17 protein-coding genes and 2 pseudogenes are annotated in these 20728 nt (G+C 61.9%); 12 read left to right on the top strand and 7 right to left on the bottom strand.

Annotation, left to right across the window (positions count from 1 at the left end; all coding sequences use genetic code 11):
* Window position 1: 1 nt before the first annotated feature.
* Window positions 2-3208 (bottom strand): efflux RND transporter permease subunit, encoded by a 3207-nt coding sequence (locus RI03_RS19520; protein WP_010219370.1) that lies wholly within the window; start codon window positions 3206-3208, stop codon window positions 2-4.
* A 6-nt stretch (window positions 3209-3214) separates the two neighbouring features.
* On the bottom strand, window positions 3215-4402 hold the full coding sequence (locus RI03_RS19515; protein WP_010219369.1) for an efflux RND transporter periplasmic adaptor subunit: 1188 nt from the start codon (window positions 4400-4402) through the stop codon (window positions 3215-3217).
* Between the two features lie 103 nt (window positions 4403-4505).
* Between RI03_RS19515 and RI03_RS19510 the strand changes: the two genes are divergently transcribed.
* Window positions 4506-5093 carry a TetR/AcrR family transcriptional regulator gene (locus RI03_RS19510; RefSeq protein WP_238542465.1) on the top strand — a complete coding sequence of 196 codons (588 nt, stop codon included), beginning with the start codon at window positions 4506-4508 and terminating at the stop codon, window positions 5091-5093.
* A 126-nt stretch (window positions 5094-5219) separates the two neighbouring features.
* A pseudogene (locus tag RI03_RS19500) lies at window positions 5220-6384 on the top strand (IS3 family transposase).
* Window positions 6385-6583: 199 nt separating this feature from the next.
* On the opposite strand, the gene RI03_RS22410 reads toward RI03_RS19500, so the two are convergent.
* Entirely contained in the window at window positions 6584-7078 is a 495-nt protein-coding gene (locus tag RI03_RS22410; protein ID WP_026046892.1) for a BLUF domain-containing protein, read from the bottom strand.
* Entirely contained in the window at window positions 7075-7503 is a 429-nt protein-coding gene (locus RI03_RS19490; protein WP_170318425.1) for a BLUF domain-containing protein, read from the bottom strand. Before RI03_RS19490 ends, RI03_RS22410 begins: the two co-directional genes overlap by 4 nt.
* Window positions 7504-8880: 1377 nt before the next feature.
* On the opposite strand from RI03_RS19490, the gene RI03_RS19485 reads away from it, so the two are divergent.
* The 4 genes from RI03_RS19485 (at window position 8881) to RI03_RS19470 (ending at window position 12597) form a co-directional block, all read left to right on the top strand.
* Window positions 8881-9591, top strand: a complete 711-nt coding sequence (locus RI03_RS19485; RefSeq protein ID WP_010219361.1) for a PEPxxWA-CTERM sorting domain-containing protein — start codon at window positions 8881-8883, stop codon at window positions 9589-9591.
* Window positions 9592-9925: 334 nt separating this feature from the next.
* Window positions 9926-10576 (top strand): CDP-alcohol phosphatidyltransferase family protein, encoded by a 651-nt coding sequence (locus RI03_RS22405; RefSeq protein WP_010219359.1) that lies wholly within the window; start codon window positions 9926-9928, stop codon window positions 10574-10576.
* Window positions 10577-10783: 207 nt separating this feature from the next.
* A complete protein-coding gene (locus RI03_RS19475) occupies window positions 10784-11878 on the top strand; it encodes an inositol-3-phosphate synthase (RefSeq protein WP_010219356.1) in 1095 nt (364 codons plus the stop codon).
* On the top strand, window positions 11875-12597 hold the full coding sequence (locus tag RI03_RS19470) for a phosphocholine cytidylyltransferase family protein (RefSeq protein ID WP_010219354.1): 723 nt from the start codon (window positions 11875-11877) through the stop codon (window positions 12595-12597). The genes RI03_RS19475 and RI03_RS19470 overlap by 4 nt, the downstream gene beginning before the upstream one ends.
* Before the next feature lie 123 nt (window positions 12598-12720).
* Here the strand turns inward: RI03_RS19470 and RI03_RS23025 are convergent.
* A pseudogene (locus RI03_RS23025) lies at window positions 12721-13881 on the bottom strand (IS30 family transposase).
* A 470-nt stretch (window positions 13882-14351) separates the two neighbouring features.
* On the opposite strand from RI03_RS23025, the gene RI03_RS19455 reads away from it, so the two are divergent.
* The 3 genes from RI03_RS19455 to RI03_RS22400 are packed head-to-tail and all read left to right on the top strand — an operon-like array spanning window position 14352 to window position 16044.
* Window positions 14352-14762, top strand: a complete 411-nt coding sequence (locus RI03_RS19455; RefSeq protein WP_338009645.1) for an SPFH domain-containing protein — start codon at window positions 14352-14354, stop codon at window positions 14760-14762.
* Window positions 14656-14952 carry a hypothetical protein gene (locus RI03_RS25170; RefSeq protein ID WP_274517571.1) on the top strand — a complete coding sequence of 99 codons (297 nt, stop codon included), beginning with the start codon at window positions 14656-14658 and terminating at the stop codon, window positions 14950-14952. The genes RI03_RS19455 and RI03_RS25170 overlap by 107 nt, the downstream gene beginning before the upstream one ends.
* 27 nt (window positions 14953-14979) lie before the next feature.
* Window positions 14980-16044 (top strand): hypothetical protein, encoded by a 1065-nt coding sequence (locus tag RI03_RS22400; RefSeq protein WP_138995759.1) that lies wholly within the window; start codon window positions 14980-14982, stop codon window positions 16042-16044.
* 4 nt (window positions 16045-16048) lie between these two features.
* Here the strand turns inward: RI03_RS22400 and RI03_RS19450 are convergent, their stop codons facing one another.
* The gene (locus RI03_RS19450; RefSeq protein WP_010219348.1) at window positions 16049-16543 is read right to left on the bottom strand and encodes a hypothetical protein; all 495 of its coding nucleotides are present in this window, start codon (window positions 16541-16543) and stop codon (window positions 16049-16051) included.
* 763 nt (window positions 16544-17306) lie between these two features.
* Between RI03_RS19450 and RI03_RS19445 the strand changes: the two genes are divergently transcribed.
* The 3 genes from RI03_RS19445 to RI03_RS19440 are packed head-to-tail and all read left to right on the top strand — an operon-like array spanning window position 17307 to window position 19955.
* Window positions 17307-18221: an HNH endonuclease gene (locus tag RI03_RS19445; RefSeq protein ID WP_010219347.1), complete on the top strand. Its 915-nt coding sequence runs from the start codon at window positions 17307-17309 to the stop codon at window positions 18219-18221.
* Window positions 18218-18832, top strand: a complete 615-nt coding sequence (locus RI03_RS24195; protein WP_010219346.1) for a class I SAM-dependent methyltransferase — start codon at window positions 18218-18220, stop codon at window positions 18830-18832. The genes RI03_RS19445 and RI03_RS24195 overlap by 4 nt, the downstream gene beginning before the upstream one ends.
* Window positions 18822-19955: an HNH endonuclease domain-containing protein gene (locus RI03_RS19440; protein WP_010219345.1), complete on the top strand. Its 1134-nt coding sequence runs from the start codon at window positions 18822-18824 to the stop codon at window positions 19953-19955. The genes RI03_RS24195 and RI03_RS19440 overlap by 11 nt, the downstream gene beginning before the upstream one ends.
* 458 nt (window positions 19956-20413) lie before the next feature.
* On the opposite strand, the gene RI03_RS19435 is transcribed toward RI03_RS19440, so the two are convergent.
* Window positions 20414-20728, bottom strand: a 315-nt coding sequence (locus RI03_RS19435) for a transposase (protein WP_010219344.1), incomplete at its 5' end; no start/stop codon positions are given.

Raw genomic sequence — 20728 nt, 5'->3', positions numbered from 1 at the left:
CTCAGACTCCCTGCGACGGCGCGGGTGCGTGCCCTTGCCCGCCATCATCGTGTCGATCGCCATCCGACCGGCGATCGTCCGTCCTCGTCTGCTCGGCGGTATTGCGATTGAACAGCCGCATGACCACGACGAAGAACATCGGAACAAAGAAGATCGCCAGCACGGTCGCCGACAACATTCCGCCCACCACCGCGCGACCGATGGCATTCTGACCACCAGCGCCCGCGCCGGTGGAGATCGCCAGCGGGAAGACGCCAAAGATGAAGGCCAGACTGGTCATCAGGATCGGACGAAGCCGCAGCTTCGCCGCTTCGATCGCCGCGTCGAATGCACTCAGCCCGTGCCGCATCTTTTCCTCGGCGAACTCGACGATCAGGATCGCGTTCTTCGCCGAGACGCCGATCGTCGTGATCAGACCCACCTGCAGATAGATGTCGTTGTTGAGACCGGTCAACGTGGCGGCGAGCAGCGCGCCGACGATCCCGAGCGGAACCACCAGCATGACCGAGATCGGCACCGACCAGCTTTCATACAAAGCTGCGAGGCACAGGAAGACGATCAGCAGCGACAAGGCGTACAGCGCTGGCGCCTGGCCTCCCGAAAGCTGCTCCTCGTAACTAAGCCCGGTCCAGTCCAGCCGCGTTCCCGGCGGCAGCTTGGCCTGCATGTCCTCGACCGCCTTCAGCGCCGCACCTGACGAAACACCGGGCGCCGGCTGTCCAAGGATCTCCATCGACGGCTGGCCATTGTAGCGCGTCAACTGGGTCGGCCCCTGGTTCCACGACACGTCCGAGAAGGCGGAGAACGGTGCCATGGTGCCGTTGGCGCCGCGCACGTAAAGCTTGCCGATATCGTCGGGCGCCATGCGATAGGGCGAGTCCGCCTGGATATAGACGCGTTTGACGCGCCCCCGATCGATGAAGTCGTTGACATAGGACCCGCCCCACGCGGTCGCGATCGTGCTGTTGACCGAACCTAAATCGAGCCCGAGCGCGCCCGCCTTGTCCTGGTCGACGTTGACCTTGAGCTGCGGCGCATCGTCGAGCGAATTCGGGCGGACCCCGACCAGCGACTTGTTCTGCGACGCCATCCCAAGCAACTGGTTGCGCGCAGCGAGTAACCTGTCATGGCCAATCCCGCCTTCGTCGACCAGCTGAAGGTCGAACCCAGTGGCGTTGCCGAGTTCCTGCACGGCGGGCGGAATGACCGCGAAGATCAGCCCGTCGCTATATTTCGAGAAGGCACCCATCGCGCGACCGACCACCGCCTGTGCCCTGTTCTTGGCGCCGGGACGGTCCTTCCATTCCTTCATCGGAATGAAGGCGATGCCGCTGTTCTGCCCCTGCCCCGCGAAGCTGAAGCCGTTGATGGTGTAGACACCCCGGATCGCATCGCCGGCATCGCTCAGGAAGTGATCCCGCACGAGGTCGAGCCCCTTCTGCGTCCGTGCAGTCGTGGCGCCAGGAGGTCCCTGTACCAGGGCGATCATCACCCCCTGGTCCTCGTCCGGCAGGAAGCCGGTCGGCAGGCGCGCGAACAGCAAGACCATCCCGGCGACGATCAGCGCATAGACGATGAGCGACCGGCCCCAGCGGCTTGCCGTGGAGCGCACCCCGCTTTCGTAGCGCGCCCGGCCACGGTCGAACCGGTCGTTGAACCAGCGGAAGAACCGCGACAGCGGCCCGTTGCCTTGCCCCTTTTCGGGATCATGCGGCTTCAGGATCGTGGCGCACAGCGCCGGCGTCAAGATCAACGCGACCGCGACGGACAGGACCATCGCCGACACGATCGTGATCGAGAACTGGCGATAGATGACTCCGGTCGAGCCGCCGAAGAAGGCCATCGGCAGGAACACCGCCGACAGCACGACGGCGATGCCGATCAGCGCGCCGGTTATTTCGTCCATCGACTTGCGGGCCGCCTCCTTAGGGGAGAGGTGCTCCGTGGTAATAAGCCGCTCGACGTTCTCGACCACGACGATGGCATCGTCGACCAGCAAGCCGATCGCAAGCACCATCCCAAACAGCGTCAGCGTGTTGATCGAGTAACCGAAGGCCGCAAGCACCGCGAACGTCCCGGTCAGCACCACCGGAACGGCGATCGTCGGGATCAGCGTGGCGCGCCAGTTCTGGAGGAACAGGAACATCACGAGGAAGACGAGCACCACCGCCTCGACCAGCGTCTCGACCACCTGTTCGATCGACAGTCGGACAAACGGCGACGTATCGTACGGGAAGACGACCTTCACGTCAGACGGGAACTGCTTGGCGAGCGCGTTCACCCGCGCCTTGACCGCGACCACGGTATCAAGCGCGTTCGCACCCGGCGCGAGCTTGATGCCGATGCCCGAAGCGGCCTTACCGTTCCACTGCGCGGAGAAGGCGTAATTCTCTGCGCCGATCGCGACGCGGGCCACGTCTCCCAGCCGCACGACCGACCCATCGGCACCGCTCTTCAGGCGGATCTTGGCGAATTGCTCAGGCGTCGTCAGGCGGGATGACACGGAGACCGTGGCATTCAGCATCTGTTCCTTGGGCGCGGGCTGCGCCCCGATCTGCCCGGCGGAGACCTGCGCGTTCTGCGCCGTGACCGCGGTGGTCACGTCGCTCATCGTCAGCGCGTAATTGTTCAGCTTGATCGGATCGACCCAGATCCGCATCGCATATTGGGAGCCGAAGATCTGTGTATCGCCGACACCGGCGACGCGCGACAGCGGATCGGCGATCTTCGAGGCGACGATGTCCGCGAGATCGGCGGCGTCATGCTTGCCGTTCTCGGAATAGAGACCGACGAACAGCAGAAAGTTCTGCGTTGCCTTGGCCACGACAATGCCCTGGCGCTGGACTTCCTGCGGCAGCAGCGGCGTGGCGGCCTGCAGCTTATTCTGCACCTGGACCTGCGCGATGTCGGGGTCGGTCCCCTGCTCGAAGGTGAGCGTAATCGTCACCGTCCCGGCGGACGAGGAGGACGCCGAGAAGTAGCGAAGGTGATCGATCCCCTTCATCTGCTGCTCGATGATCTGGGTCGTCGTGTTCTCGAGCGTCTGCGCGTCCGCGCCCGGATAGTTGGCGGTGATCGAGACGGCGGGCGGGGCGATCGCCGGGAACTGCGCGATCGGCAAGGTCCGCAGCGACAGGATGCCGGCGATGATGACCATCACGCCCAGCACATAAGCGAAGATCGGGCGATCGATGAAATAGCGTGACATGGCTGGTTACTTCGCCTGTGCCTGCGCCTTACCCGGCTGGGGCTGAGCACCGGCGGGTTGAGCGTTGGGATTCCATGGCTTGCCCTGAACAGGCATGCCGGGGCGCAGCATCATGCCACCCTCGACGATGATCTTGTCGCCCGGCTTGAGCCCGCTCGTGACTAGCCAATTCGTTCCGATCGCGCGGGTGGCTTGCAGCGAGCGCACCTCGACCTTGTTTCCGGCGCCGATGACCATGACGGTCGGAAGCCCCTTTTCGTCCCGGCTGACCGCGCGTTGTGGAACCAGCATGCCATTGGCCTGCGTGCCCTCGACGAGCGAGGCCCGGACGAACATGCCGGGAAGCAGCAGGCCGTTGGCATTGGGGAACAACGCGCGGATAACCTGCGACCCGGTCGAGGGATCGACCGTGACGTCGGCGAAGCGCAGTGTGCCCTGCGGGCCGTACTCACTGCCGTCCTCGAGCTTCAGCTTCACCCGCGCGTTCCCGTCACGGGTCAGCTGGCCGCTTAGGATCTGCTGCCGGAGCTTGAGCAGATCGGCGCTGGATTCCTGAATGTCGACATAGATCGGATCGAGCCGCTGGATCGTCGCGAGCGGGTTGGTCTGCGATGCGGAGACCAGAGCGCCCGTCGTATAGACCGATCGCCCGATCCGTCCGGTGATCGGCGCCCGGATGGTCGTGCGCGCTAGGTCGATCTGCGCGGTCCGCAGCGTTGCCTGCTGCGCCGCCACATCGGCCTGCGCCTGTGCTGCCGTGGTTTGCGCGTTTTCGAATTCCTGCCGCGCGATCGCGTTGATCTTGACCAGTTCGCCGTAGCGGCGCGCCAGGGCGGCGCTTGAAGCGATGCTCGAGCGTGCGCGCGTCAGCGCCGCGCGCGCGCTTGCGACCTGCGCCTCGTACGGTGCCGGATCGATTCGATACAGCCCTTGTCCCTTGTGAACCACGTCGCCTTCGACGAACAGGCGCTGGAGCACGATCCCATTGACCTGGGGCCGTACTTCGGAAGTCTCGAACGCGGATGTTCGCCCGGGAAGTTCCGTCGTCAGGGTAATCGGCTCCTGCCGCACCTCGACATAACCCACCGGCGCGGGCCCCTGCGGTGCCTGCTGCGGCTGCTTCGCACCGCACGCGACGAGTCCAAGCAACGCGCTTGATGCCAACATGCAGCGCATCAGCCGATTGGAAGACATAAAATTTCCCGCTTGAAAAAAAGTATGAGAGCGATCACTCACAAGCAGCGTCGTTAGACGTGCCAGTTGAGTGCGTCAACAAGGCATGAGAGAGGATCCTGGATTGTCGAGTGTCGAATGCCCATCCCCGTCGCGCGCTGAGTTGCGCCGAAACAATATCAAGGCGGTGGCGCGTCGACTGTTCGTAGAGCATGGCTTCCATTCGACTGGTATCGCGCTGATCGCGCGTGAGTCCGGTGTTGCCGTCCAGCAATTGTACCGCGATTTTCCCTCCAAGGAGAACATCATTGCCGCAATCGTGGAGGCGGACTGCAAGAAACTCACCGATCTGGCTTCGCTCGAACAGGCGTTGGCGACGAAAAGTCGGGACGGAATCATGACATGGCTGACATCTGCAACCTGTCGCCAGGAGGAGGAAAGCGACCGGCTCTTTCTGGAAATCGCATCCGAAGCGTCCCGGAACCAGAGGATCAGCAGGATATTCTCTGAAGTTCGTAAAACGATGTCAGAAAATATTAGTCGGGCGTTTGCGGGTTTAGCGGGAAGCGTGTCCGTGAGCGCCGAGCACCGTCTTCTTGCCGAAGCCTTTATGATCGTTTCGATTGGCTCAGCTTGTACTCAAGCGCTTCATGGTGGAAACGTCGCAACCGCGAGCGAGAAGTTGATACGCTGCTTAATCGATAGCGGCTAAATTCGGAAAACTGTTCATCCGGAAGCGTGCCCCGCTATTTGAATAAACGTACGTTTGCCCTGACGTGACCCCCGTTTTTTCCTCCAGTTCGAGCTAGAGTCCGACCCCGGAAGAAGGGACGGACAGATGAAGCGGAAGCAAATTTCGGAAGAGGAGATCATTGGCATCCTGAAGGAAGCCGAGGCTGGCGCGGTGGTGACGGATCTGTGCCGACGGCACGGGATGTCGAGCGCGACTTATTACGCCTGGAAGGCCAAGTTTGGTGGGCTGGAGGTGTCCGATGCAAAGCGTCTGCGGGCGCTTGAGGAGGAGAACGCGAGGCTCAAGCGGCTGTTGGCGGACACGATGCTCGACAACGCAGGTCTGAAGGACCTGCTCTCAAAAAAATGGTGACGCCTGCCGCGAAGCGGGAAGCGGTCGCGCATCTCCAGACGGCGCTGGGGATGAGCGAGCGGCGGGCGTGTGCTGTCGTAGGGGCGGATCGCAAAAGCATGCGGTATCGCTCGTGCCGATCAGATGATGGCGACCTGCGGTCGCGATTACGCGAGCTGGCGCAGCAGCGCCGGCGTTCGGCTATCGGCGCCTGCACATCCTGCTGCGTCGGGACGGCATCACGATCAACCGCAAGAAGACCCAGCGGCTCTACCGCGAAGAAGGTTTGACGGTGGGTCGCCGGAAGGGACGAAAGCGCGCCGTCGGCGCGCGGGCACCAGCGCCGGTGCTGGCGCTGCCCAACCAGCGCTGGAGCCTGGACTTCGTGCATGATCAGATGGTCACGGGGCGGCGGTTCCGTATCCTCAACATCGTCGACGACGTGACGCGTGAGTGTTCGCGGGCGGTGCTCGACACGTCGATCTCGGGCAAGCGGGTGGTGCGCGAGTTGAGCGATCTGATCGCCGAGCGCGGCGCGCCCAAGATGATCGTCAGCGACAATGGCACCGAACTGACCTCGAACGCGGTGCTCGCGTGGTCGGAAGATGTCGGCATCGAGTGGCACTATATCGCACCGGGCAAGCCGACGCAGAACGGGTTCGTCGAGAGCTTCAATGGTCGCATGCGCGACGAGCTCCTCAACGAAACGCTGTTCTTCACGGTCCGCCAGGCGCGCTCGATCCTCGCGCGCTGGGTCGATGATTACAACACCGAGCGGCCGCACTCCGCGCTCGGCTACGCCACACCGGCGGCCTTCGCCGCCGAACTCGAAAAGCAACGGGCGGGTTTAAACCCGCCCGTTGCTTCACCTGCGCTCCTGCGCGACAACAACGGTCGGTCTCTGGCTGCCGCTGGATGAAAGGCGGGGGTCACGTCAATATGGTTCCGGTCCGCGAGCTCCTATACGGGCCAGCAGCTCAACACTGCATTACAGGCCGGACAGATGGCAGCATCCGACTACTTGTCAGACTTTCCAGATACCGCTTGGGTTCGAAGGGGCGTCTACAGATGGAAAGCCGAATGGCAGCTGCTAAATAGCGACCGCCCAAAAGCGGACGCTACACCCATGCAGGAAGCGAGAGCTCGGTCGCATTGCCGGGATCATCACCAACGAAGCTCAGGATGAGGTCGACTAGGAATTCCGCTTCGTCGGGCGAGTCGGGTTCCATTGCGGCGAGCTCGTGATTCTTAAGCGCGCGCTGCACCCAGCGAGACGGTCCCACATAGGCAAGCGGCCAGCTCGAGAAGCGCCTTTTCAAGCACGATCGCTCGCTGAGGTTCCGGACGTTCGTGTGAAGAGGGTCAGCTTCGACCCGCTTCCGCATCTTTCGCACCTGCGCCGGGGTTCCCTCAAGCAGATGAACGAATGCCCCGTCGCACAGTAGCAGAGCGCCCGACAGTTTGAGTTCCGCATTGTTCTTGCGCCAAGTCTTCAACATGCCGTCGAGCACGACATAATCGCGGTTCTCGACAGCTGCGAATTTGCACTCACTTACGTTGATGTTGAAGACCAAGCCCGGCTCACCGGGCGGGCTTCGCGTTGCTTTGCTCACTGCCGCGGCGCGTCGGCATGCGCCAGCGACACCATAAACTGCACGACCTCATCGTCGCGCATCACCACGTCTGTATCGGCAAGCGCTGACTCAGAGAACCGCTTGCGGATCGCGGGTGCGTCGCCCACGAAACCCATCGACCAACTGGGAAACTGCCGACCGGGCACCTTGCCATCGACGAGCATCTCGACTTCCTCATGACGCGGATCGGCGGCGATCCGCTCAAAGGTTGAGCGGACGTCGGCTTCATCGCCCTCGAGTAACTGAACGAACCAGTCCTCGTTGAAGAGCATGGCACCCGTCACGTTGACTGCCGGGTTACGTCGCCGAGCGGTCGCGAGGATACTGTCGACCTCTGCTAGATAGGCCGAAACTGACCCATTGAAAACGGGAACGCTTCGATAGACGATGGTGTGAGTGGTCATGATATCCCCCTCCGGATAATTACGAAGCATACCGCAACAGGCATTAATAATTTGTTCGTTGAATCTAAAAGATAAAAAAAGGCTTTAAAACCTTAGTCTTAAGAACGATGATCCACCCGAATTCCGGTCACAGTCGGCTGTCGTAACGGCCGTTCATAGCCGTTTTGCCATCTGGCAGCTTTCAGACCACAAGATCCAGGTGCGGACGTTCGAGCGCCCTTTCCCGCCTGCCAACTTCAGACAATCATTCATCTCCCCGCTGACAGCATATTAGGCATCGCTTTCGAAATATGTCCGGCGGTAAGCTAATGGGCGTCTCGAAAACCTCCCCGGCCGAGTAATTTCTTTCCGCACGTTTATGATGCAAAACAAAGTGAATGCGGTTTACGCGGTATCACGCGCACGATAGTCTTTTCGAACAACGCTGGACGTGCGACTATCATTGGAGTGGGCTACCACCACATTTGATTAACGGGCAAAGTCGATCAAATGTCCATACCTGATCTAATAATAATCTGACGATTACGCTGCTGTGGAAGCTTAATTCGAATATACTTCAGGGCCGTATTGGCCACTAACCCTTTTTTCTGGCATTCTCGTCCATCACTTTGTTGATCACGAAGCGGCTCCAGCCTCGCCCAGCATCCGACCCATTTTGATCGCTACCGCGGGTGTCATTGAGACGATTTCTCCGTCGTGTCCCTCGACAAACACATGTCCGTCTTCGACCCATACCTGTCTGGGATCGCCGTACTTTTTCGCGCTAGCTAAATGACTGACAAAGATCAATCTCATCCGAGTTTAGCAAATTTGTTGGTTTATCGAGATCCATGGCAATCCAAACAGTTGGAATGAGCTGATAACAAGTCTACCATCCCGGATATCGGCCGCAATAGGCTTTAACAGTCCGAGTCCGTCACCTTCTTACATTCGCAAATTGGGTGATCTCTGGGAAAAGCAGCCAGGGCTAACTGCAAAACGGCTAACGGCCGGATTTGCTTCGCCAATACTGGTTCCCGATTGCTCTGTCCCGTGATTACAGCTCGGAGGGGTCGAAAGATCGCGCCGACCAAGCGGCTGCTTTCGGGGGTTTGGCTTTGTCACCCGAGCGTCCAGGTCTGGGCGGAACTACCCAGGAACAGGCAAGCAAGACCCCTACCCGGTCATTCACACCGGCGCGGCCGCTCCGCGAAACTGGACGCCCATTCATCTTCAAATTTCAATCGCCAATTGCCGCTCTATCGACCTCCCTAAGTCTTTTTTAAACAGTTCCCGATGTCAGGCGACACTGTCAGCGCAATGTAACATCCCCGTGCGAATGACATCTTGATACCGGCTGCATTCGCGCCGGCCGATTGGCTATTCGGGAGACAGATAATGAGTCGGATCCGGCAGACGCTTGTTGCCTTGAGCTATTTCGCAGCGCTTGGCGTGACCCAGGCTCGCGCAGATACGGTCGCCAATCCAACCAACAGCTATAGCGCGCCCAATCTCTCCGGCAGCCTGACGGGTGGCAATCAGACCCAATATTTTGGTGAGACCTTCACCGCTCCAATCACGGGCAATCTAACCGATTTCCAGTTCACGTTGAACACGTCCAGCCTGCAGTCGGTGTACGGTATCGTGTTTGCTTGGGACGGATCGAAACCAACCACGGAGCTTTATCGCAGCCCGATCCGCTCGGGAAGCGCTGGCCTTCTCGACTTCGCGCCTACCAACGTCGCGATAACCCAGGGTCAAACGTATGTCGCTTTCCTCAGCACGTATGGCATCGCTAGCAATTCAGGTCTGGCCACGCTTGGGACGTGCCTTCCGTTCGCCGGGTGTAATTCGAACTCGATCCCGTATCTAGGCACGCTGGTCACAGGCAACGTTCTTGGCAACGGCCCCGTCTTCAATTCGCTTGGATATCTGGACGCAACCTTTTCCGCGACCATTACCCCGACATCGGTTGGCTCGGTCCCCGAGCCGGCAACGTGGACGATGATGATCTTTGGCATGGGCGCGGTAGGATTGGCGCTGCGACGCCGCCAGAAAATCGCGACGAGAGTTACGTACGCCGGTTGTGTCACTTCCGCTGTGAATTGAGTGAAGGGGGCCGTCGACCAACAGGTCGGCGGCGTCTTCATCTCCGCTTAAAGGACGCGGAGAAGCATATGCAAGCCTCCGACTGGGCGCCAGCCGCCCGGTCCCTTTATTGCCGCCAGGACCCAGTCCCGGACGTTCGAAGCGTCCCGCTTGCTTACCAACTTCAGCCATTCGTTCACCTTGATTGGCGACCGTCTCATGTTGCTGCATAAGCATCGCCAAAGGGCAAATTGCTACTCATCGTATGACCGCCGTCAAGGGCAGCGCGTAAGAGCATATCAGCTCTCTGAATTCACTTGCTGCGCATCCGGAGCGCGCTGTACGTGTCGGTTCGATGACAGCTCCTACGCCGGACCGGTCGCGGGATCGCCGGATCGAGGATCCGACAAACCTCTGGATCATACATCCCGCAGCACATCTGCTGCTGCCGTGGTTTATCGCACGTGGAATTTCGGCCAACGCCGTTTCGCTGAGCGGGCTTGCCGTTGGCGGGTTAGCAGCGCTGGCCTACGCACATTGGCAGAGCTGGGCGTTCGTGATGCTGGGCCTGCTGCTGTCGATTGCATGGCTTGTTGCGGACGGGCTTGATGGCATGGTCGCGCGGGCTACCGGCACCAGCAGCCCGCTTGGCCGTGTGCTGGACGGCCTGTGCGACCACGGAGTATTCACGTTGATTTACGTCGTGCTCGCATGCTCGATCGGGACGGCCGCGGTCTGGGCGTTGACGCTGGCGGCGGGTGCAGCACATGCGGTCCAATCGAACCTTTATGAAAGCGAGCGCGCCCGCTTCCACCGCCGCTGCATGGGCGTGGCAGTAGCCACACGGCCGACACCGAGCGCAATCCGCTCGTCCGGCTCTACGATTACGTCGCAGGTACGCTGGAACGCTCTGCCGGTCGCTTCGATGCGGTGCTCGGCGCACAGTCGGCTCCGGCAAAGCTGGCGACTGGATACGGCACGGCAGCGGTCGGACCGATGCGCCTGATGAGCCTGCTCAGCGCCAACGTGCGGGTCTACGCGATCGGTCTCGCCTGCCTCGCTCACGATCCGCGCTGGTTCTGGTGGTTCGAGCTGGGGCCACTTTCCGCGGTCCTGCTGGTTGGAATTTTCTGGCACCGTAGGGTCGAAGCGCGACTATCTGGTGCCGCCGCAATCGAAACACCCTCATCTACCCGAAGGACCTGAAGAACCAATGACGAGTATCAACGTCGCCGTGATCGGCATCGGCAATTGTGCAAGCTCCCTGGTCCAAGGCCTGTCGTACTACCGCGAAGGGGCTAACGAGACGATCGGCCTGATGCACCACGACCTGGGAGGCTACCGGCCGAGCGACATTCATGTCGTTGCCGCATGGGACGTCGACCGGCGCAAGGTCGGCAAGGACGTGGCCGAGGCGATCTTCGCCAAGCCCAACTGCACCACGGTTTTCTGCGCGTCGGTCGAACCGACGGGCACCACCGTGCGAATGGGTAAGGTCCTGGACGGTGTTGCCGAACATATGGCGGACTATGCGGACGACCGTACCTTCCTCCTTGCCGATGCGCCTGAGCCGACCAAGGAAGAGGTTGTCGCGGCGCTCCGCTCCGCCAAGGCGGACGTGCTGATGAACTATCTCCCGGTCGGATCGCAAGCCGCCAGCGAGTTCTACGCCGAATGCGCGCTTGAGGCGGGCGTGGCGTTCGTCAACAACATCCCGGTATTCATCGCCAGCAACCCCGAATGGGCTGACCGCTTCGCGCAGGCCGGCGTCCCGATCATCGGCGACGACATCAAGGCACAGCTGGGGGCGACGATCGTCCACCGCGTGCTGACTGATCTATTCGCAAAGCGGGGCGTCAAGCTGGAGCGCACCTATCAGCTCAACACCGGCGGCAATACCGACTTCCTCAACATGTCGAACCATCGCCGGCTCGCATCGAAGAAGATCTCCAAGACCGAGGCGGTGCAGTCGGTCGCTGCTGAACGGCTCGAGGCCGACAACGTGCACATCGGCCCATCGGACTACGTGCCTTGGCAGAACGACAACAAGGTCTGCTTCCTGCGCATGGAAGGTACGATGTTCGGCGGGGTTCCAATGAACCTCGAGCTCCGTCTCTCCGTGGAGGACAGTCCCAACAGCGCGGGCGTCGCGATCGACATGATCCGTTGCGCCAAGCTGGCGCAGGATCGCGGACTGGCTGGTCCCATCGATGCGGCATCCGCCTACTTCTGCAAGCATCCGCGCACGCAGATGACCGACGACCTCGCAGCACAGGCGGTGGAAGACTTCATCATGCAGCGGGAATGATCGACACCGCGATTCTGCTGGCGGCGGGCGAAGGCAGTCGCCTGCGTTCCGCCGCCCCGCTCAAGCCTCTCTGCCCGGTCGGCGGTAGACCGCTCATCGATCATGCGATCGCCGGTCTGGCCAATGCCGGACTGAAGAATGTGATCGTGGTGTTGGGTTACGGTGCCGAACAGATCGAGGCGCATATTGCGGCGATGACGTGGCCGATCACTGTCCAGACGGTGCGAACCGAGGATTACCGCAAGCCAAACGGTGTGTCGCTCCTTGCGGCGGAAGGGCATGCCGCCGGTCGGCAGGCGCTGCTGGCAATGTGCGATCATCTGGTCGACCCCGAACTCTATCGCCGCACCGCTGAAGCTGGCACTGCCGGCGCGGCGCGGTTGGCGATCGACCGTCGGATCAGCAGCGACTGGGTCGACCTGGACGATGTCACATGCGTTCGGACCGAAGGCGAGCGGATCGTCGAGATCGGCAAGGGTCTCGTTTCCTACGACTGCTTTGATACGGGCGTATTCGCGATCGGGGCTGGCCTGTTTGCCGCGCTGCACGGACTGGACGATCCCTCCATCACCGAGGGCATGCGCATTCTCGCGCAGGAGGGGCGCGCGTTAACCCTCGATTGCAGCGACCTAGACTGGATCGATGTCGATGATCAGGCGGCGCTAGACACGGCGGAGGCGTGGCTGCGTCGAAGAGGTGGGGTGGAAATATTACGTTGACGTTGCGGCCGCATCTTAATCCAGCATTGGCCAGCTCACCTTGCCGACTGGCTAAGTAGCAAGGGTTGGCTATGTCCCAAGCATTAACCGACATAACGGCACCGGCCGCAAGGACCGGTGGGTTCAACCGATCGACGCAACGCTCTGTGCGAACTTCTCAGCCGGCGTTTGGTACATCAAGGTTTTTCTCGGCCGCTCGTTGAGCTGTCGGGCGATGGCGCTGGGTTGGGCCTGGCTGAAGGTCGACTGATCGACGCCGTGGGGCAGATATTGGCGCAGTAAACGGTTGGTGTTCTCGTTGGTGCCGCGCTGCCATGGGCTCTGTGGATCGCAGAAGTAGACAGCGACGTCGGTCGCGAGAGCGAAGCGCCGATGGTCGGCAAGCTCCTTGCCACGATCCCACGTCAGCGACCGATAGAATTCGTGCGGCAGTTTGCGCGCCTGCTTGATCAGGGCGGAGACGACGCTTGCCGTCTCTTTGTTTGCGACCTTGGCCAGGATCACGTAACGCTACTGGCGTTCGACCAGTGTCACGACGTGGCTGCCGCGCCCGCCCGAGATAAGATCGCCCTCCCAGTGCCCGGGCGCGGCGCGATCCTCAACCGAAGCGGGTCGTTCACTGATCGAGACCGCGTCCTTGATCTGGCCGAGCCCGTCTTGCTTGAGGCTGGCGTGACGCGAGCGCCGGATCGTGCGCTTCGCCCGCAGATGCCCGAGCAGCTCTTTCTTGAGGACGCCACGCGCCTGAATATATAGGCTCTTGTAGATCGTCTCGTGTGCCACGCGATGCTGGTCTTCGTCCGGAAAACTATGCTTGAGCCAGCCCGCAATCTGCTCTGGTGACCATTTGCGGCGCAGCTTGCGCGATACTGTTCGCCGCAACCCCGGGTGGCAAGCCAGCTTGCAGCGCTTCGGACGCAGCGTGCGATCCCATGCCGCCTGATCCGACGGCGTGGCACGATACTGATCAGCGCCACCGTTACGCCCGACCTCCCGGCTGATCGTTGACGGCGCCCGGCCGAGCTGGACTGCAATGGCGCGCAGGGAACGGCCGGCAACCAGACCTCGCGATATCTCTTCGCGGTCGGCCAAGCTGAGCGCCCGACCGGATCGCTTCCGATCGGGTGGGCGGATCCCGCCCGACGGTGAGAGCACCGAGAAGATCGACGAGCTCTCCCGCTCGAAGCCGCGACCAATCGAACTCATCGACTCGCCGCGCTGCCACCTGTCCCAGATCTCTGCCCGCTGAGCGGCCGAGTAATATATCCGACGACGCTGCTTCATCGCACCACTCCTTCGCATCATGAGAATGATGCGTTGCGACCACCCGTTGAACCCACCCCCATTCCCAGACACTCAGCGCCCCCTTCGCGATTTCCAACTTCAGACATTTGTTCATCTCGGTAGAACGCGCCGTCGAGCGGCCGCCGAGTGGGCGTTGAACGGCGAACATTGGGAGGAAGGGGATCAACCCAGTCGCTGTTCAAGCGCTAGCCGTCGTCGGGTCAGGGCTGGATCATTCCCCCCCTCCTGCCCTATCGTCGCGGACGGCGCCAATCGCGCGGGCTGCCGGGAGCGTAAGATGCCTTACCTGTTCATTCTGGTCATTCCGCTAGTCATCCTCCTTGGGTTGGCGTCGAAGACGTTTGGCGTGAACCAGGAGTATCAGCGCGCGGTACTGTTCCGGCTCGGCCGTCTCGGCACCACCAAAGGCCCGGGCTGGGTATTGGTTGATCCCTTTCATCGACCGCGTCGTGAAGGTCGATATCCGAACCGTCACAGTGCAGCTCGAGACGCAGGAGACGATCACGCGCGACGGGGTCGCGGTGCGGGTCAACGCCGTGCTCTGGTACCGCGCCGCAGACCCCGCGCGTGTCGTCACCTCGGTCGAGGCGTATCAGTCGGCGGTCGTGCAGGCGGCGGAGACGGGCATGCGCGACGCCCTCGGCCAAGCGATCTCGATCAGATGCTCAAGGATCGTATCGGGATCAACAGGCGCCTGCTGGACGTGCTTGCGAGCGCAGCCGGGCGTGGGGGATCGAGATCGACGCTGTCGAGATCAAGGACGTCGATATTCCCGAGCAGATGCAACGCGCGATCGCGCGCGAGGCCGAGGCGATCCGCGAGAAGCGTGCCCGTATCATCAAGGCGGAGGGCGAGAATGAAGCGGCGCAGAAGCTCGCCGAGGCGGCGACGATGATCGGTACCGCGCCAGGTGCGCTCGAGTTGCGGCGTCTCCAGACGCTCACCGAGATCGGCGTCGAGCACAACAGCACGATCATCGCCATGCTGCCGGTCGAGCTTCTCCATGCGGCCCAGAAGATCGCCGGCCTGCCACCTACGTCAGCCGACTGACGAGCATGGGGTTATTCAGGAGCGAACATGTCAGATCTGCGGCGCTGTGACAGAAGAGCCGGCGCAGCGTTGCATCGCTTGGCGCACATGACACGTCCGGTTCTGCGCGCCATGTGTCGCTTCGCGTCCTTGCCGTTCGCTGGCGCGCTGTTGGTTGCCGCCATGCCGGTACCGGACGATGAGCGCATGATCTTGGCGCACGAGGCTTACGTCGTGACCTTCGACGCCAGCACGGTCGTCCTCGACAAGAGCACGCGCCATGCTCGCACGCACATCTACCTGCCCGCTCCCGACACGGAGGGCTACGTCAGCTTCGACGCTTCGGAGCAGATCGACTGCAAGGCTGGCTCGTATCGTTATACCCACGCGGTCGGTCGCAAGGCGAACGGCGACATCGCGCCGATGGTCGCGGAGACGCCGAACCTCCAGCCGATCGTTAAGGACACGCCGATCTCGGTGCTGCGCGACCATCTGTGCGCCCTCGCCCGACCTGCGGCAGGGCACCTATGGCGTGATGCTGCAAGTGCCTGGTGCCGAGGCGGCACGTGCAGTGTTCAAGCTGCTCAAGGTCGGGCTGGACGCCAAGCCAGCAGCGCAACTCGCAGCCAGGGCTATGCCGACGCCGAGGCGCTGAGCTACAATCTCGACAACGCCAAGGTCGAGCCGGCGCGGCGCGCGCGGGTCATCGAGGCGCTGGGACCGCTCGTCGCGGAGGAAGCGAAACCGCCGCCGCCGAGCGTACCGCTTGCAACCGCGGTGGCGAGTGGTCGAGCGGGCCAGTATTTCCACCGGGAGATGGAGCTCGTCGCTGGCCTTTGGCTCAAGGTCGACGGCACTTTCGAATACTATCTGACGGTCGGCTCCCTGGACGAGACCGCACGGGGGGCTGGACCGTGGACCACAATCGTATCACGTTGGTACCGACTGCTAGCACTCGTCGACAGACATCGACCCTGCTGGTTGGCAGGTGATGTCGGACGCGAGCATCCTGACGATCGTGCGCGAGGGTCATACGATGACATTCACGCGGCAGAAGAATGCAAAGGGTTCGAGCTCAGGCAGCTGAGTCCCGGACTGCATCACCACCGCTAGGTGATTATCGGTGCCCGGCGGCCTGAGGAAAGTCGCTGGCGGACACCCCGAACCGGGCGATGATCTTCGACATGGCAGCGCTCGCGGTAGCTTGGTCGGGCGCGGCCTTGGTGCTCCAGTCGTCGTTGATTGCAGCCACCTCCGTGCGCATGGCGGCCAGCTTCCGACTTGCTGACGTCGCCTCGAACGTCGCTTGCGCTATCGCGTCCTCGCGGGTGGGCTCGGCAGGATAGATGACAGTATTGCTGGTGCCGTTTTCAGGTGGCGGAGCGGCCACGATCCCCTGGATCGTCAGTTCGACAATCCGGTGTCCGGCCGGGCTATCGAAAAAGGCGACGGCTTGGCGAAGCTCGACGGCATTGAGCCTGCCAGCGTAAGCCGCGCCTGTCCGTGCCCACAGACGTGGCAAGGCTGTGTCGCGGGCCCGGCGGTACTCAAGCAGCAGCGCCGCAACCATCGCGTCCACGAGCCCTGGATGCTTGACGTCCAGCGCATGCACATGGCGTCCGCTCGGTAGGTCGCTGCGACATCCGTCGTGAACGCATAGGTCATCGCGACAGCGTCCATCTCCGCTGGATAGGTCAGCTTGGCCAGGGTCGTGCCGGCATCGACTGGGCTGGCAGCTGTTGGCGCACTGGCCCCGCAACCACTGGGAAAGACGAGCGCTATCGCGGCAAGGGCGATCGATGCACGCCAAATCATCATACCTCCTCATCACAGTAGCGCCGACGCAAACAGGCCGACAAGGGCCAGGAGGCAAAGTAGCGCAATCCTGATACCGCGGTTTCTGATCACGAGAAACAAGAGCGCCCACAATGCCGACCAGGCCCGCGCCGGCCATGACGAATAGTTCTTGGAAAGCTCTCGCCAATCCATTGCCTGCCGCGTCGCTGTTGAAGCCCCCGTCGCGGGCCGTCCTGGGCGAGCCAGAGGATCACGGCATTGCATGCAACTATGGCCCACAAGAGCCAGGTAAGCCGTTCCGGCTTTCACCACGCTGTCCGAGACGCGCTCCTCTTTGGATCAGTGAACTTCATTTGCGCTCCGCACTCAGCTGCACGTTCGGTGCGGGCATACGGCATACGGCCGCAAACGCTAACGTGCCTATCGCGTCCGCGAGGACCCATACCCGGACATTCAATGGAACATCTGCGCTTCCCCAAAGCGGCCATCCGTTCAGCAACCGCCCGTGCCGGGGTCAATGACAGTCCCGAGGGGACAGCTCGATTGCTTAAGTGGGAGAATGGCGGCACGATCTTTGAATGAAGGGCGTATTCGAGATCAGCGGTGCGTCACGCTACGACGGCCTCATAGCTGAGCGCTACCACTTTCCACGTGTTTATCTGGGGGCTGCTGAGGCATGCCGAGGTGACTGGATCGTCTATCGAGAGACCGGCTCGGCCGGCGGCCGGAAGGCCTACGTGGCGGCTGGGCTGGTACACAGCATCGATCCTGATCCGGTCGACCGTACGCTCTTTTATGCCCGCATCAGCGAGTTCATCGAATTCGATCGCCCCGTGCCGTATCGAGATCAGGATGGACGTTTCGCAGAGCGTATGCTGCGCGAGCTGGACAATCCGGCCATCGTTGGTCGAGCATTGCGCGGTCGATCGGTCCGCTCCCTCGACGATGCCGACTTCGCGGCGATAGTTAACCGCGGGTTGTTCGACACGCTGTCACCCGAACGTGCGATCCGGCTCGAGCTAGATTCGCGCCACATCGACGCTTCCACCGCCGCATTGTTGGCCTTGCCGCCCGACGAGCGGCGCGTCGCGCAGTTGTTGATCAATAGAAAGGTCCGCAGCGCTGCCTTCCGCGGCCATGTGCTCGACGCCTACGACAACCGTTGCGCAGTAACGGGCCTGCGCATGGTCAATGGTGGTGGCAAAGCCGAGGCTCAGGCTGCTCACATTTGGAGCGTGGCCGACGGCGGACCTGATGCCGTACAGAACGGCATCGCGCTCTCCGCGACCGCGCACTGGCTGTTCGACCGTCACCTCATCAGCCTCGATGACGAGTGCCGGTTGCTGGTGTCGCACAACAAGGTCCCTGCCGAGCTCATCCGGCTGTTCCCGCAGCCAGGCGAACGTGTTCACCTGCCGGCCGACTCTCGGCTCCACCCGCGCCGCGACTATGTCGCCCGGCACCGTGCCCGCTTCGCAGGCCTCGACGCTTGAGCGGCGACATGACCGTCATATCCACCTATGACAGCCAGGCCGGCATGCTGGCGGAGCGATATGAAGCAGTATCGTCTGAGCGAATGTTTGCGGACGTGTTGCCGATCATTCCAGGCGGCGGAGCGACCAGGCTGGCTCTCGACGTCGGCGCTGGCACAGGACGTGACGCGGCTTGGCTGACTTCTCGTGGATACAAGGTCGTCGCGGCCGAACCCGCTGCTGGAATGCGCCGGATCGCAGCCGATAAGCATGGGAACATCGGCATCCGCTGGGTGAGCGATGCGCTCCCCTCGCTGGACCATGTCCACGGGCTCGGCTTGGCCTATGATCTCGTGTTGTTGTCGGCCGTCTGGCAACACGTCTTTCCTGCCGACCGGCCTCGTTCATTCCGCAAGCTCGCCACACTGATGAAGCCAGGCGGCGTCCTCGTGATGACGCTCCGCCACGGTCCCGCCTCGCCCGAAATGCAGATGCACCCGACCTCAACCGCGGAGATCGAGGGTCTGGCCCGGACACACGGACTGGAGGTCCTCCGGGTCGCAGGCTCCAATGATCAGGGCGGACGCACAGATGTGACTTGGGAGTGTCATCGCGCTGCGAATGCCGGATGATGGCACCGGGGCACTTCCGCTGGTTCGTGGCATCGTCCTATCCGACGAGAAGTCGTCCACCTACAAGCTGGCGCTGCTTCGAGCAGTGGCGCGCATCGCCGAGTATGCGCCGGCTGCCGCTACGCCTGCCCCCGACGGCCGGGACGCAGTCGAGGTGCCGCTCGGGCTGGTCGCACTTTATTGGCTGAGAATGTACCTACCGCTGGTTCGAGCCAGGCTCCCGCAGATGCCGGGCAACATCGGAACTTCGCGGCTGGGGTTTGCCAAAGACGGCTTCGAGGCGCTGCTGGCCCTCGGCACCGCTCCGATCGAATTGCGGATCGGTGCGTCGTTTACCGGCGAACAGGCCGCGGCTCTCACTTCCGCCCTCTCCCAAGCCGCCCACACTATCGCCAATATGCCGGCGACCTTTACCCGCTACCCAAACAGCGACGCGCAGGTGTTCGGAGTGACCCGCCAGCGTCGAAGCCATGCATCCGCAACCGTGCTCGACCTCGATATGCTCCGCGGCTGGGGACTGGTTGAGGTGCCGGGCCATTTGTGGCGGGCCATGTCGCGGTTCGGATCATGGATCGAACCGATGCTGGTGGCTGAATGGGCTGGCCTCACGCGCGCCTATGCCGAGCGCATGGGGCTTGCGATTGCTCCGGGAGCTGCGGAAGCCACACTGGCATGGATTGAACCAGCTCGCTCCACCTCCCTCGGGCGTGATGTCGCGCTGCGATTGCTCGATCGCGGGCAGCCGATTGAATGCGTCTGGTCAGGGCGTCCGCTAACGGCGAAAACTTTCGACATTGATCACTGCCTCCCATGGTCGGTCTGGCCATGCGGCGACCTCTGGAACTTGATGCCGGCTCACACCCGGGTCAATCAGCACGAGAAACGCGATAGATTACCTTCGGCTGCGGCGATGGCGAACGCCCGTGATCGCATCATTGGTTGGTGGGATGCGGCCTACCTAGATGATAAAGCCTTGCGATCCCGGTTCCTACGTGAGGCGGCCGCGGCACTGCCCCTGAGCGATAGCGCGAACGGCGCGGCTGTGTACGACGCATTGGACTGGCGACGCCTGCGGTTGTCGCCGGATCAACAAGTTCCGCTATGGACGCCGGCAGGAGTCTAACTTCGGGCGTGACTCAGCCCCGGACATTCACGTCTGACTTTTGGCTTCCCATCTTCTGCCTTTCGTTCAGTTTCAGATTTTGCCTTGAATTGGATGTTTGCAGACTGGGTGTTATCGAGCCCGAGCGAAAAAAACAGGCGTTCAGATCTTTCATCGCCGCTCGCAAGCAAGGCGGTCGCAACTTCGGGGACTTTAAACCGGGCCGTATGCTTAGTGAATATGATTCTAGGTGTATGCAGATAGTCTTTGCATATTCGTCATTGAAAGCTGGGCGGCCGGCCCTACCATCTCCTGGCAGACCATGAATGGCTTTCGCCAGCAGGTCCCGTATCGGTATGCCGCTTTCATCCACTACTTAGTGTAAGAAGCAATGGCACGTTCGAACCTGCCATCGTTCATTACCCTGAAGCGCCAACCCGTCCATCTCAAATTTAACGGGTAATACCAAGACTCTCTGATCAGGACCGATGGGCCCACGACCGCAGTCCGATGGACATGATGCGCCACGGCTGATCGGTGAGGCGGTTCCAGGCGAAGCAGCAATGGTCGAGGATGTCGTCGTAGGATTTGAAGATGCGGTTCGACAGCCAGTTGTCGCGCATGAACTGCCAGACGTTTTCGACCGGGTTGAGCTCGGGGCATTTTGCCGGCAGCGGCAGCAGCGTGATGTTGGCCGGGACGATCAGCCCCGCCGAGAGATGCCAGCCTGCCTGGTCAAGTATCAGCACGGCATGGGCGCCGGGCGTCACGGCGGCGGATATCTCGGCGAGGTG

Source organism: Sphingomonas sp. PAMC 26621 (assembly GCF_000251145.1).
GTDB lineage: Bacteria > Pseudomonadota > Alphaproteobacteria > Sphingomonadales > Sphingomonadaceae > Sphingomonas.
Note: the sequence above shows the minus strand (reverse complement) of the source record. Positions and strands in the feature narration are given on the sequence as shown.